Origin of the sequence: Arsukibacterium perlucidum DSM 18276, from assembly GCF_000382165.1 — a bacterium.
GTDB lineage: Bacteria > Pseudomonadota > Gammaproteobacteria > Enterobacterales > Alteromonadaceae > Alishewanella > Alishewanella perlucidum.
The window spans coordinates 59622-72869 of the sequence record NZ_KB907721.1 but is presented as its reverse complement, the minus strand read 5'-3'; the positions used below and the strand labels follow the sequence as shown (position 1 = coordinate 72869).

General features: G+C 46.5%; 13 protein-coding genes and 1 tRNA gene. 8 read left to right on the top strand and 6 right to left on the bottom strand.

The window, feature by feature from the left end; all coding sequences use genetic code 11:
* Window positions 1–185, bottom strand: a 185-nt coding sequence (locus H141_RS21185) for a transposase (protein WP_157610936.1), incomplete at its 3' end; no start/stop codon positions are given.
* A 109-nt stretch (window positions 186–294) separates the two neighbouring features.
* Here H141_RS21185 and H141_RS21480 point away from each other — a divergent pair.
* On the top strand, window positions 295–588 hold the full coding sequence (locus tag H141_RS21480) for a hypothetical protein (protein ID WP_157610934.1): 294 nt from the start codon (window positions 295–297) through the stop codon (window positions 586–588).
* A gap of 57 nt (window positions 589–645) precedes the next feature.
* Window positions 646–1713 carry a hypothetical protein gene (locus tag H141_RS0114415; RefSeq protein WP_019676989.1) on the top strand — a complete coding sequence of 356 codons (1068 nt, stop codon included), beginning with the start codon at window positions 646–648 and terminating at the stop codon, window positions 1711–1713.
* A 207-nt stretch (window positions 1714–1920) separates the two neighbouring features.
* Here the strand turns inward: H141_RS0114415 and ettA are convergent, their stop codons facing one another.
* Window positions 1921–3582, bottom strand: coding sequence for an energy-dependent translational throttle protein EttA (ettA, locus tag H141_RS0114410; protein ID WP_019676988.1), 1662 nt, complete (start codon window positions 3580–3582; stop codon window positions 1921–1923).
* 157 nt (window positions 3583–3739) lie between these two features.
* Here ettA and H141_RS0114405 point away from each other — a divergent pair, with 157 nt between their 5' ends.
* Window positions 3740–4093: a DUF2750 domain-containing protein gene (locus H141_RS0114405; protein WP_019676987.1), complete on the top strand. Its 354-nt coding sequence runs from the start codon at window positions 3740–3742 to the stop codon at window positions 4091–4093.
* Window positions 4094–4217: 124 nt separating this feature from the next.
* The gene (gene folE / locus H141_RS0114400) at window positions 4218–4862 is read left to right on the top strand and encodes a GTP cyclohydrolase I FolE (protein ID WP_019676986.1); all 645 of its coding nucleotides are present in this window, start codon (window positions 4218–4220) and stop codon (window positions 4860–4862) included.
* 75 nt (window positions 4863–4937) lie between these two features.
* Here the strand turns inward: folE and H141_RS0114395 are convergent, their stop codons facing one another.
* The 3 genes from H141_RS0114395 to H141_RS0114385 form a co-directional block, all read right to left on the bottom strand.
* Complete coding sequence (locus tag H141_RS0114395; protein WP_019676985.1) at window positions 4938–7916, bottom strand: bifunctional diguanylate cyclase/phosphodiesterase; 2979 nt, start codon at window positions 7914–7916, stop codon at window positions 4938–4940.
* A 180-nt stretch (window positions 7917–8096) separates the two neighbouring features.
* Complete coding sequence (locus H141_RS0114390; RefSeq protein ID WP_019676984.1) at window positions 8097–8279, bottom strand: PA3496 family putative envelope integrity protein; 183 nt, start codon at window positions 8277–8279, stop codon at window positions 8097–8099.
* An 86-nt stretch (window positions 8280–8365) separates the two neighbouring features.
* Window positions 8366–9415 carry a glutathione synthetase gene (locus H141_RS0114385; RefSeq protein WP_026349485.1) on the bottom strand — a complete coding sequence of 350 codons (1050 nt, stop codon included), beginning with the start codon at window positions 9413–9415 and terminating at the stop codon, window positions 8366–8368.
* A gap of 199 nt (window positions 9416–9614) precedes the next feature.
* Here H141_RS0114385 and H141_RS0114380 point away from each other — a divergent pair, with 199 nt between their 5' ends.
* Window positions 9615–10199, top strand: a complete 585-nt coding sequence (locus H141_RS0114380) for a glutathione peroxidase (protein ID WP_033425563.1) — start codon at window positions 9615–9617, stop codon at window positions 10197–10199.
* Window positions 10200–10388: 189 nt separating this feature from the next.
* Here H141_RS0114380 and rnhA read toward each other — a convergent pair whose 3' ends face one another.
* A complete protein-coding gene (rnhA, locus tag H141_RS0114375; RefSeq protein WP_019676981.1) occupies window positions 10389–10865 on the bottom strand; it encodes a ribonuclease HI in 477 nt (158 codons plus the stop codon).
* 66 nt (window positions 10866–10931) lie between these two features.
* Here rnhA and dnaQ point away from each other — a divergent pair, with 66 nt between their 5' ends.
* The 3 genes from dnaQ (at window position 10932) to H141_RS0114360 (ending at window position 13248) form a co-directional block, all read left to right on the top strand.
* Window positions 10932–11636 (top strand): DNA polymerase III subunit epsilon, encoded by a 705-nt coding sequence (dnaQ, locus tag H141_RS0114370; RefSeq protein WP_019676980.1) that lies wholly within the window; start codon window positions 10932–10934, stop codon window positions 11634–11636.
* Complete coding sequence (locus H141_RS0114365; protein WP_019676979.1) at window positions 11624–13063, top strand: TIGR03503 family protein; 1440 nt, start codon at window positions 11624–11626, stop codon at window positions 13061–13063. Before dnaQ ends, H141_RS0114365 begins: the two co-directional genes overlap by 13 nt.
* A gap of 108 nt (window positions 13064–13171) precedes the next feature.
* Window positions 13172–13248, top strand: a tRNA-Asp gene (locus tag H141_RS0114360).

The window sequence follows — 13248 nt, the reverse complement described above, 5'->3', positions numbered from 1 at the left end:
CGGTAGATGGCGCTCCAATCTCCAAAAGCTTCTGGCACATCGCGCCAAGGGCAACCGACCCGCATCCGATACAAAATGCCTTCGAAAGTATTTCTGTGTTCGGGCTTGTCATATACGCGGCCCGTTTTAAGCATCAATCTGATTAGCTTTGACCAGTACTCGTCTGTTAACATTGTTCTTGGCATGATGGGTTGTCATGGTTAGTTTTTGGCGAAAGTAATTATACCAGCCCATCATGCTGTCTAATAATCCATCACGAAAGATCAACAAGCCCTAGTCAAAAAAGCGAGTAATTTGAATATATTTAACCGAAACAGATCTCAAGAAGTGCTCATCAAATTCAGCAATGGTTATAAAGTGCGCATGATTATTCACCCTGTTTATGGTACACATACATTGATAGCAATATTAGATGAACAGGATAAAATTGTAGCAGCAGGCTTTGCCAATCTAAGTGTCGGAAGTGGCGGAAGTAGCGGCGGTAACTACTACATACGATCTGTGACAATAGCGTCTAGTAGAAAATCGGTTAGGGTTTGTACTGCAATTAAGGGGCAAGATCCGGTTTGTTATAATATGACATACTAAATTTAATTCAGGCACCTTAGTCAGAACAAACAGCTAAGGTGCTTTGAGAAATTAAAATTGAAACAATTTCAGCACCTTTTTTCAATAGATTATGTAAAAACAGAGGCACTACCAACCTTGACTATTAAGAAAGCAATTGTAACTCTGATTACCACTTTGTTTGTTATTCTTAGTGGCTGGTGGTTGCATGCGCTACATCTAACCGAACTAACACCCATACAACATACCGTTAAGTCAGTGCTCGACACCGAACCGGAAGTTACATCTTTAACACCTCCTCTGCCAGCCGAAGAAGCAATAGAAGACTACTTCGATATCGCTGTTGCCTTGCATAAATTAGCAATGGCCGGGGACGTTAGCAGTCAGTTCGAACTTGGTCGTATTTTAGATGTTTGTACTAATGTAGCTTACGATCGCGAAACTTTGGTAAATAACTTACATATGCTCTATGCGTATGCCCATGAACTGTCTGCTCACGTGCTACCGGATTTAGAGCGATTAATGCAAGCGTGTGCGCATTTTCATCCTGAAAATCTGGAATTGTTTTTTCCTCAAGATGAGCTTTATCTAAGTCGCTTTGCTAGTGAATCAGATATTTCTTGGAGCTTAGGTTTCTACTGGCTCGTTCAGGCTGCACAGGCCGGCCATGAGCAAGCTATAGTTAATATTTTAGGTATTCCTCTGCTACCACCAATAACCGTGGATATTGATCTCCCAGAAATAAATGCTTTCCTGTCAGAGCAGCTTCAAGCAGGAAATCCTGACATTTTGTCTAGCGTAAGTAGTTGTGTAGATATGGATCAAAGTCAATCCGTTATATTAATGGAGATAGCCTGCGAGAAAACCTCTCAATGCCGGATGCTACATCGCTATGAGGGATCATTGATACTTCAGCTCAATAGCCTTGATAATGCTGAAAATGACACGCAACAGCCTACCCTTATGGAGAGTTTTGAAAATAATATTCGATATATGGACTTACCGAAAATGATTAATGAATTTAAACGCACTGAGCCCAATTATCAAGAACATAAAGAACAGCTACAGAGTTCCTTGCAAGATGAGCAATTTAGGTCAGATTTAATTGAAAGATGTGCGAAACTTATGCTGCATCGTTCTGATTAAATAAAAGAGATTAGGAAAGCCCACGGAATCAAAGGGGGGCAGAGTTACCCCAGCTGTGATCCCTTGACCGACCGCTACCGAACTCTACCCGAGAGTGCTCCGTTCTGACTTTGATTAACGGCCATAGTTACAATATAGTTACAATAAAACAGGCCGCATTTGCGGCCTGTTTTATTGTAATAACTAATATAAGACTGAGCTAACAGTTTAAATTTTCTTATATTTAATCCGGTGTGGCTCCAGAGCTGCGGCGCCATAGGTGGCTTTCAGCCAGGCTTCGTAGTCTGAATAGTTACCTTCAAAGAAGTTAACCTGACCTTCATCCCGATAGTCAAGAATGTGGGTGGCAATCCGGTCTAGAAACCAACGGTCATGCGAGATCACCATAGCACAGCCCGGGAAGTCGAGCAGGGCGTTCTCCAGAGCGCGCAGCGTTTCCACATCCAAATCGTTAGTTGGCTCATCCAGTAGCAGCATGTTGCCACCGGCTTTAAGCAATGCGGCTAAATGCACCCGGTTGCGCTCACCACCCGACAACTCGCCAATAAATTTCTGCTGGTCGTTGCCTTTAAAGTTGAAACGGCCAACATAGGCGCGGCTGGGGATTTGGAAGTTACCAATTTGCAGCATATCCTGGCCGTTAGAGATTTCCTGCCATACCGTATTTTTCGGGTCCATGCTGTCGCGGAACTGATCAACGCTGGCAACCTGCACGGTGTCACCAATCTCAATGCTGCCGCTGTCAGGCTGCTCGCTGCCGGTAATCATTTTGAATAAGGTCGATTTACCGGCACCGTTCGGGCCAATAATTCCGACAATAGCGCCTTTAGGTACACTAAAGCTCAAATCGTTGATCAGTAGCCGATCGGCAAACGATTTGCGCAGGTGATTAACTTCCAGCACTTTATCACCGAGGCGCGGCCCGGGTGGAATAAACAGCTCATTAGTTTCATTGCGCTTCTGAAATTCCTGGCTTTGCAATTCTTCAAAGCGTGCCATCCTTGCTTTACTTTTCGCATGGCGGCCCTTAGGGTTAGTGCGCACCCACTCCAGTTCCTGCTTGATAGATCGCTGGCGGGCATTTTCAGTTTTTTCTTCCTGCTGCAAACGGGCATCTTTTTGTTCCAGCCAGCTTGAGTAGTTGCCTTCCCACGGAATGCCATAGCCACGGTCCAGCTCTAAAATCCAGCCGGCAACGTTATCCAGGAAGTAGCGGTCGTGGGTAATGGCGACCACGGTACCGGGGTAGTCATGCAGGAAGCGCTCTAACCAGGCAACAGACTCGGCATCCAGGTGGTTAGTGGGTTCATCCAGCAGCAACATATCTGGCCTTTCCAGCAGCAAGCGGCATATTGCTACCCGACGCCGTTCACCACCTGATAAATGGCCGATGTTGGCCTCCCAGGGCGGTAAGCGCAGGGCATCTGCGGCGCGCTCCAGGGTGTTTTCCAGGTTATGGCCATCTTTGGCCTGAATAAGTGCTTCCAGCTCACCTTGCTCGCGGGCAAGGGCATCAAAATCGGCGTTTTCCTCGGCATAAGCTGCATAAACCTGATCCAACCGGTTGAAGGCATCTTTGACATCAGCAACGGCTTCCTCGACAATTTGCCGCACGGTTTTACTGGTATCCAGCACCGGCTCCTGCGGCAAATAGCCAATTTTAGTGCCGGCCAATGGCCGGGCTTCACCTTCAAACTCAGTATCTACTCCGGCCATAATCCGCAGCAGGGTAGATTTACCGGCGCCATTTAAACCCAGTACGCCAATTTTGGCTCCCGGGAAAAACGACAACGAAATATCTTTTAAGATGGTTTTTTTCGGCGGGACAACTTTTGACACCCGATGCATTGAGTAAATGTATTGCGCCATAGTGTTTTTGCTACCAGTTATTAAGGATGGCGCAAATTGTACGTTATTTTAAGCCATCATGGAAAGCCGCTGGCTGGCGCAACGATAATGATGGCTTTTTACCTGTGAAATCTGTTCTAATAGCAGCCATTAATAGCCACTAAAATGCAGGTAAGTTATGGCAGAGTTTGAGCACGATCCGAGTTATCAGAAGTTTGTTGAAGAAGCCAAAACCAATGGCGTGGTCTGGACCTTAGCTGATGGCGAAGATTTATTGGTAGTTGAGTCTGTTGAGTTTGAAGAGACTGACGTGATGCCATTCTGGTCAAACAAAGCTGATGCCCAGGCGCATTGTTCAGATGAATGGGCGGGTTATAAGCCTGAAGCTATTCCACTGGATGTATTTTGTGATGGCTGGCTAAAAGAAATGTACGATGATGGTGTGTTAATCGGTACTAACTGGGATGAGTCGTTAAACGGCCCGGAAGTGGAGCCCCGCGAACTGCTGGAATCACTTGCCCGGGTGCAGTAGCCTTTAGCAGCACCGAAACTGACCGGTATTTTGCGGATCTTTCGTATAAAGTTGAGTTAATTACTAAACTAATGGTTTTGTTGTGCCGTAAAAGCATCACATTACATTTAGTTGGATTTAAAGTATGTTGTCAGAAGAAGCCACGTTAGTACGCAGCGCACTTGAAGCACAAGGGCTTGAGACCCCAATGCTGGACAATGGCCTGTCCAGAGATGATAAGTATCAGAAGATCTCGCAGTTAATGACAGAAGTTGTCAGCACGCTTGGTCTGGATTTAACAGATGACAGTTTAAGCGAAACACCGCATCGCATTGCTAAAATGTATGTTGATGAAATATTTGGTGGCCTTAATTATAAGAATTTCCCGAAAATAGCCCTGATTGAGAACAAAATGCAGGTGCGGGAAATGGTTAAGGTAAAAGATATCAGCTTTACCAGCACCTGCGAGCATCATTTTGTTACCATCGATGGCAACGCTACTGTGGCATATATCCCACAGGGCAGAATTATCGGCCTGTCAAAAATAAACCGTATTGTCAGATTCTTTGCTCAGCGCCCTCAGGTGCAGGAGCGGTTAACCCAACAGATTTTACTTGCGCTGCAAACTCTGCTGCAAACCAAAGACGTGGCAGTAACGATGGAAGCTGTGCATTACTGTGTAAAATCGCGCGGGGTAATGGATATGAATTCAAAAACCCAAACTACAGCGCTTGGTGGTATTTTTAAAGATGATGGCCGCACCCGGGCCGAGTTTTTAGCCCGCTATTAAAACCCTGTCGTTCCTCATAAGTAGAAGGTGCTCCGGCACCTTTGCTAATTTAGCCGACCTGATTTAACAAAAAGCTTACTCATCCTGAAATTGCTGTTGAATAAACTGGCTGGCTTGTTCGGCAGGCAACGGTTTACTGTAATAGTATCCCTGCATTTCATCACAACCCAGTTCGGTCAACATGTCCTGTTGCTCCTGTGTTTCCACACCCTCAGCTATGGTTTTTAAGCCGAGATTTGATGCCATATTAATAATGGCATTCACAATAGATTTGTCCTGACTGTCGGTAAGTAAATCACGGACAAATGACTGATCTATTTTAAGTTTAGTTAACGCAAAGCGCTTCAGATAACTAAGCGAAGAGTAACCGGTGCCAAAATCATCTATGGCAATATGCAAGCCGCTGGCTTTTAACTCAGCAATAAGGGCGATGGCTTGCTCAGGCTGCTCAGCCATCGCGCTTTCGGTAATTTCCAGTTCAACATTAGCCGCAGGTACGCCACTGAACTCAATCGCATTTCTAACAAATTGTTGTAAGTTCTGCTGACGAAATTGAATGCTGGACAAATTTATCGCCATATTCAACTGCCGATAGCCTTCCTTATGCCATAGCGCCAATTGCTGCAGAGCGGTAATAATAACCCATTCACCAATGGCAACAATTAAACCATTGCGCTCAGCCAGTGGAATAAATTCAGCCGGCGATACCTGACCAAAATCGTCATGGTGCCAGCGCAGGAGGGCCTCAAAGCCAATGAGCTGGTGGTTAACCAGCGAGTACTGCGGCTGATACACCAGGCTTAGCTGATTACGGTCTATTGCCCGGCGCAGCGCATTTTCCAATAGTAAATTCCGGGTGTGAAATTGCTGCATATCGGCAGTGAAAAATGAATAACGGTTACGACCGCTTTCTTTTGCTTTATACATGGCAATATCAGCATGCTTATATAGCTGATGAAATTGCTGGCCATCTTCCGGATACATGGCAATGCCAATAGACATTGACAAGGTCAGTTCCTGGCCTGCCAGATAGAAGGGCTGCAAAATAAGCGGCAACATTCGTTCTGCTAAATGGGCCGCGCCGTTGGCGTCTGCATCTGGTAATATCAGCACGTATTCGTCGCCCCCCAGCCGGCACAGCGTATCTTCCGCCCGGCAAAGCTTGCGCAGGCGCTGCGCCACTTCAATTAACAGCTCATCACCGGTTTCATGACCCAGACTTTCGTTTATTTGCTTAAAGCGATCTAAACCCATAAATAACATGGCCAACGGTTGACCATTGCGCTCGGCATGCAGCAAAGCTTGCTCGGTACGATCTATTAATAAACTGCGGTTGGGCAGCTGAGTAAGCGGATCATAGTTTGCCAGGAATTTTATCTGGGCTTCGTCTTCTTTGTACTGACTGATATCGCTGAATAACGCGACATAATGGCTTACTTTGTTATTGTCATCAGTGATCTGGCTGATGGTTAGCCACTCCGGGTAGGGGCTACCATCCTTGCGACGGTTCCAGATTTCACCTTGCCAGTTACCTTGCTGGCTAATCGTTTGCCACATGGTAGTGTAAAACGTTTTGTCCTGCCGGCCAGAGGCCAGCATTTTCGGGTTATTTCCCAGCACTTCATCAGCGCTGTAGCCGCTAATCTTAGTAAAGGCCTCATTGACCATAACAATTTGCTGCTCAGCATTGGTAATAAGTACACCTTCTGAACTTTGTTCAAACATCCGCGCCAGCAACTGCAATTTTAGCTCTGCTTCTTTACGGGCAGTGATGTCCAGATGAATACCCATGCTTAGCGGTGTTTTCTGGCCATCTTCATCCAATAAGGTTTTGCCACGCGATAAAATCCAGCGCCAGCTGCCGTCAGCGTGCTGCATCCGAAAAGTGTTTTCATAAATGTTGTCTGGTTCACTGTGCTGCAAATATTCCTGAAAGGTGGCACAGGCCTGGGCTTTGTCTGCCGGGTGCAACAAACTAGTCCAGCAACTGTAAAGATTATCAGGCTGATTATTTGCAAATTCTGCTTTGTCATAACCCAGCAGCGCATAATATTCAGGACTACCATAAAGTTGATTGGTGAGATGCTTAAACTCCCAGCTGCCGGTATTAGAAGCTGAAATAAAGGATTTCTGGCGCTGTAACTCGGTATGCAGTGCGGCGGTGCGCTTACTTACAAGCGTCTCTAACTGGTGCTTATGGATCCGGGTCTGAATTAGTTGCGCCACTAATGCCGCCAGCATCGCACTGAATAAAATAGCTAATGCAAGTTGCCGGTAAAATGTGACATTGTCGCTCCAGCCTGCGATGGGTGCCAGCTGTAGCTGCCACTTCGCATCTCCGAGGTCAATAAGCTGAACTATCGGCTGGCTGAAAATGCCGGTGCCTGATTGGCGAATAAGGCCTGAATTATAGTTGCTGGCATCGAGCCGGGCTAACCGGAACTCTAGCCCTTGTTGCTGCATGTCCTCGAGCCGCTGCAGGCTATTCAGATCAGCCAGGCGCAACGTTACGTTTACCAGCCCCCACCAATCCTGCTGCGCTTGATCTAAATATACGGCCAGCCGGCCGACGATACCTTCACCACCTTGTTTTAACTGATAAGGGCCGGTAACACTTATTGTGTTGCTGGCCAGACTGGCAAGGGCTTCAGAAGCCTGTGTTGGGTCAGTCATTATCTGGTAACCCAGTAAATCATGGTTGCGGCTAAGTGGATAAATGGCAGCGATAGTCCCTTTTGGAGCTAGTGATAGGGCAGTAATGTTTTGATAATAAGGAAAGAGCTTTTGGGCAAATTTGTCAAACTGATTGATCTCTCCGTCTTGCAGTCGGACAAAAGCGGCCAGGGCATTAGCAGCGCTGAGTTCCCGGCTAAGCTCCTGTTGCAGTGCATAAGCAAAGGAGCTGGCAATAGCCGCCACCTGACGTTGTTTTTGTTGCTGCCGTTGTTCAGCCAGATAAAGAACCAAACTCACACTAAGCAGCAGCATTATAGCAAATACCAGACAACTAACCGCAGTGATAAAACGGCGTTGCTTACGGACAAGTTGAGGCATAAGTTAACAGAACAACATGTATTTTGGGGGCTTAGGGTTAAACAGTGTAGCAGTTATGTATCGTTAATAGTGACTTAACTAATAAAAACCGGCGTTAATAGACAGCGCAAGCAATAGTAACTATTACTTGCGCTATGTGGGGAATAAAACTGAAGTAGCGGATAATTTATAAGGTTTAATTTAATCGTCCAGCTCCCAGTCATCCAGCAGTTGGCGCAGCCGCTTTTGTTCCAGCAGCTCGTCAATCCGCCGGCGGGCTTCATACTTTTGTTTGGCTTTACTGTCTTTACTGACTTCTTTGCGCAGCTCAATGTCAGTAGCCAGATCGTCTTCTTCTACTTCCGGGTTAACAGCTAACAACATAGACAATACCTCCGTTTTTTTGCCTATTTACCGTTATTCCGGCCGATACAACAGTGAATTATTTTTCAACTTACGATAAAAATTTTTTACTCAGGCGCAATTTGCAATTCTGCTGCTGCTAAAAGGGGCTGAAAAACCTGCTTGCGCGGCGAGATACTTTGTTTGCTTTCAATTATATTTTCAATAAAATCAATGACTTTTTCTTGTAGGCGTACTTTGTTCAGGCGGTTGATTCTGGCAATGCCGCCGGGGCTCATTACATTCACTTCAATCAGCTTACCGTTAATGACGTCAATGCCTGCAAAAAATAAACCGTCGCGGGCTAATTTCGGCCCAATATGAGCACAGAGTTTTTTCTCTTGCTCAGTTAGCTGATGCTTAATAACGGTTCCGCCGGCGTGCACGTTTGACCGCATATCATCTGCAGGCGGAATGCGCCGCATTGCACCGATGGCTTTGCCGTTTAGCATTAATATCCTGATATCGCCATGCTCGGCGCCCTCGACATATTCCTGCAAAATAACGTAATTACCCTTGTCACCATCGCCAATGTAGAAATCAAGCAGGGAACGGGCGCTTTGCACGGCTGATTTTTCCATAACAATAACGCCTTTACCACCGTATCCGTTTAATGGCTTTAAAATCATTTTGTCATTGGCTGATTCGGCCAGGACCCGCGCCAGATAGTCTTTGTTTTTGGACACATGGGTCACCGGAATAAATTCATTCGCCGGGTCATGTAAGGATGCGGTATACATTTTATTATTGGCGATACGAATGCCATCTAAGTCATTCATAATAAAGGTATCTTCTCGCACTGAGTCTAAAAAGTTTAAAACTATCGGATCCAGCGGTGGGTTTAACCGGATAAAAATGGCGTCAAAGGCGGCCAAGGGTAGTTTCTGTTGGTTAAATTCTACTTTCTGGTAAAAGCTGGCGATATTACTGGAAATTTTCTGGCCTTTAACCACCACTTTGCAAAACGCCTGGGCAATACTGTCACGTACCGTCAGGTTGTTGGCATGGGTAATGGCGACAGTATGACCGCGGCTTACCGCCTCGTGGATCATCCGAATGGTGCTGTCGCCATCGGGCATGACTTTTTCCCACGGATACATCAGAAAACAAATTCGCATAAGTCTCTCAGAATTGCTGTTAACGGCTAGCTGTTGACCCCAGCATAGGAGAGCAGCAGAAAAAAGAAAGCGGATGATAGCCGAAAGTTAGCAAAATACACGTGAATTTTCTCTGACAGCCAGCACAGATCGGTTTAAGCTGAACGAACGTAACAGTAAAAGTAAAAGTATGAACCAACAGAATAACTGGAGTTTAAAAATGAAAATATGGTTAAGTGCCGCTGCTTTAGCAACATCAGTATTAGCAGCACCGGCAATGGCAAATCAGTGTGGTGAAATACTTAGTCACGCTATGCAGCAACTGAACACCCGGGAAACAGTGGATCTGTGTGAGCAGTATCAGGGTAAAACGGTATTGGTGGTAAACACTGCCAGTAAGTGCGGTTTTACCAAGCAGTTTGAAGGGCTGGAAGCTTTGTACCAGAAGTATCAGGACAAGGGCCTGGTGGTGTTGGGCTTTCCGTCAGATAGCTTTAAACAAGAGTACGACGATGCTGAGAAAACCGCTGAAGTCTGTTATCTGACCTATGGCGTAAAATTCCCGATGTTTACCACTACTAAAGTAAAAGGGGATGAGGCTAACCCGGTATTTAAAGCGCTGATCGCTAAAACCGGTGAAACGCCTTCCTGGAATTTCAATAAGTATCTGGTAAGTTCTGATGAGCAAACGGTAAAGCATTTTGGTAGCCGCACCGCGCCAGATGATAAAGATTTTATTGCTGAACTGGAAAAAATGCTGGCAGCTAGCAGCAGTGTTGAAACTGCAGCCAAATCTGGCGAGTAATTGCAGCGATTAAGTTTGGCGCAGGTCAACTGCTTTTGCTACAACACTCGCTTCGGCTCATCACAGCAACTCGCTGGCACTTACGTGCTCGCTCAGACACTCTGTGATGACCGAATCGAGGTTCTAGCCACAGTTGACTATTCAGCTCGATTTGAAAAGTGCTTGTGACCAGATTTTATTATTTAAGGTTTAAGCTTTTTGGCTGGACTCAAATGCTTGATCAACTTCGGTAGGCCTAGACTCTGCTGCGGTGCGGGCCAGTACATCACAGCGCTCATTTTCCGGGTGGCCGGCGTGGCCTTTTACCCAATGCCAGTTCACTTGATGTTTCGCTGCTGCAGCGTCTAACCGCTGCCATAAATCCTGATTTTTTACCGGTTGCTTCTGGCTGGTCTTCCAGTTATTCCGTTTCCAGCCGGCCAGCCATTGCATAATACCCAGCCGCACATACTGGCTGTCAGTGGTTAAATCGACCTGACATGCCGATTTTAAGCTTTCTAACGCGACAATAGCAGCCAGTAGCTCCATCCGGTTATTAGTGGTAAGGCGAAAGCCACCGCTAAGTTCTTTGCGATGATGGTTGTACATTAAAATCGCGCCGTAACCGCCTGGTCCCGGGTTACCCAGACAAGAACCGTCGGTAAAGATCGCAACACTTTTCTGCATAAAGCCTTTCCTCGAAGCAAAACGGCGTATAATCTAACTTAATTGCAGTAAAAAGCGAAATCTATCATGGCAAAGCGACAAATCATTTTGGATACCGAAACCACTGGTATCAACCCCCGGGAAGGGCATCGTATCATTGAAATTGGCTGTGTTGAGTTAGTTAACCGCCGTTTTACCGGTAATAATTTTCATGTGTATATTAATCCTGAGCGGGAAATTGAAGCCGAAGCCATTGCTGTTCACGGTATTACTAACCAGCGTTTAGCGGCTGAGCCAAAATTCCGGGACATCGCTCAAGCTTTTTTTGACTATATACAGGGTGCTGAGCTGGTTATTCATAATGCGGCTTTCGATGTTGGCTTTATTGATCACGAATTTGCCAGGTTGCGGCCAGCCTTGCCGCCGGTAAATGACTATTGTGCGGTGCTGGATACCCTGAAATTGGCACGTGAGCTGCACCCAGGCCAGAAAAACAACCTCGATGCACTGTGCCGGCGCTATGATATTAACAACAGCCACCGTACCTTACACGGCGCCTTATTGGATGCTGAAATTCTTGCCGATGTATATTTACTGATGACCGGCGGCCAGGTCAGCTTAAATCTGGCTGCAGAGCAAGAGCAGGGTGAGGCCGGCGACAATAGCCAGACTGCCATTATCCGCAATAGCAAGCTAAAGGTTATTAAAGCGTCGGCCGATGAACTGCTGGCTCATGAAAGCCGGCTGGATTTAGTCCAGAAAAAAGGAGGAAGCTGCTTGTGGCGAAATTAGGGGCTCAGTATTGGTTATTGTTGTTGCCAGTTTTACTCTGGCCTGTTTTGACGCAGGCCCGGCAAGACACTGCTACTCCTGCGGAGCAGGTACTGACTGAAAAACAAACCAGCGCCGAGGCGGAAGGTTTCGCCTTGTTAGCCGATTTGCCGACTAAAAATCAGATCCCTTTTTTTGAAAATCGTTTCCGGATTGACAGCGAAGTTGAAACCATCACGCTATTATTATTTCGCCGCCCGGGCAGTGCCTCGGTGGTGTTGGTAAGGCCCGATGGTAGTAAGTTACACTTTAATCGAGCAGAAGAAAATCAGATCCGCTGGCACGATGCCCCTACTTACGACTTAATAGAAATCAAAAAACCAATGCCTGGCCCCTGGCAGGCTATCGGCCAGATTTTGCCAGAAAGCCGTATCATGGTGCTAACCGATATTAAACTGGACGTTGACCCTTTGCCTGATAACCTGATGGTAGGCGAAACAGTAAAAATGACAGCGCGGCTGTTGAACGGCGGAGCAGCCGTTAACGCCCGTGATTTTAAAGAAGTACTGACTCTGGAGGTTATTTTTATTAGCACTAACAATGCTGAGTTTGACAATTTTGGCCGTGGCATTATTCAGGTGGCGACGTTTAGGGACGACGGCCGTGGCTTTGATGAACGGGCCCGCGATGGCATTTTTACCGGTGAATTTAAACTGGATTTCGTGGCTGGCGAGTGGACACCAAAATATATTGTCCGGACCGCATTATACACCCGTGAATTGGAGCTAGAGCCACTTATTTTAAAGCCTGCGCCAATAAATCCTGAGGTAGTGCTGGCGATTACTGAAACAGATATCCATCAGGTTAAATTTAATGTGACTGAACCTGGATTGGATGCAACAAGTTTACTGATCCAGGGACGGGTGCGCTACCCGGATGGCAGTGTGGAGCAGTATGCGCTGAATGCTAATGATAATCCTGATAACACCTTACAAGTATTGAATAAAGGTTTTGGTAGCTACATTCTGGAAATTGCGGTATTTGGTAATTGGCAAGACGGACGCGAGTTTATGTTGACGATGCCGGAGCTGAGCTTTGTGGTGAACCAGCAAACGTTTGCCGCACCGGAACTGGAGCTTCTGCCCGAGCAGCTTCAGGCAAGCCCTGAAATTGAAGAAGTCGAGCCTGAAGCAGGTTTTCCATGGGGCCTGGTTATAGGTATTAACTTATTCATTCTTATAGCAGGCAGTTTTGCTATCTGGTTTATTATGAGTGGTAAAAAGCTTGCTGCTCTAAAGTTTTGGCGCAAGCAGCCAACTGCTGCCGCAAGCGTAGCGAAGACACCTGATAGTTCCGGTCACAACACAAAAAATGCGACTTCGCAGACAAAAGCACAAAAAAACAACGATCTGGATGATATTCTGGATCTTTCCCTACCGGATGATTAAGGAATAGCCAAAAGCGACAAAAAAGAAGTTGACGGGCTTTGGCCTTATCCGTATCATTCCCGCCGCACCAGACGATACCCAAATGAAATTGTCTGGTGTAATTAGCGCGGAGCGGTAGTTCAGTCGGTTAGAATACCGGCCTGTCACGCCGGGGGTCGCGGGTTCGAGTCCCGTCCGCTCCGCCA

Bases quoted from the DNA above. Each gene is read 5' to 3' on its own strand.
- ettA (WP_019676988.1), bottom strand. From the start codon at position 3,582: ATGGCGCAATACATTTACTCAATGCATCGGGTGTCAAAAGTTGTCCCG.
- H141_RS0114380 (WP_033425563.1), top strand. From the start codon at position 9,615: ATGAAAATATGGTTAAGTGCCGCTGCTTTAGCAACATCAGTATTAGCA.
- H141_RS0114395 (WP_019676985.1), bottom strand. From the start codon at position 7,916: ATGCCTCAACTTGTCCGTAAGCAACGCCGTTTTATCACTGCGGTTAGT.
- dnaQ (WP_019676980.1), top strand. From the start codon at position 10,932: ATGGCAAAGCGACAAATCATTTTGGATACCGAAACCACTGGTATCAAC.
- H141_RS0114405 (WP_019676987.1), top strand. From the start codon at position 3,740: ATGGCAGAGTTTGAGCACGATCCGAGTTATCAGAAGTTTGTTGAAGAA.
- folE (WP_019676986.1), top strand. From the start codon at position 4,218: ATGTTGTCAGAAGAAGCCACGTTAGTACGCAGCGCACTTGAAGCACAA.
- H141_RS0114390 (WP_019676984.1), bottom strand. From the start codon at position 8,279: ATGTTGTTAGCTGTTAACCCGGAAGTAGAAGAAGACGATCTGGCTACT.
- H141_RS0114385 (WP_026349485.1), bottom strand. From the start codon at position 9,415: ATGCGAATTTGTTTTCTGATGTATCCGTGGGAAAAAGTCATGCCCGAT.
- rnhA (WP_019676981.1), bottom strand. From the start codon at position 10,865: ATGCAGAAAAGTGTTGCGATCTTTACCGACGGTTCTTGTCTGGGTAAC.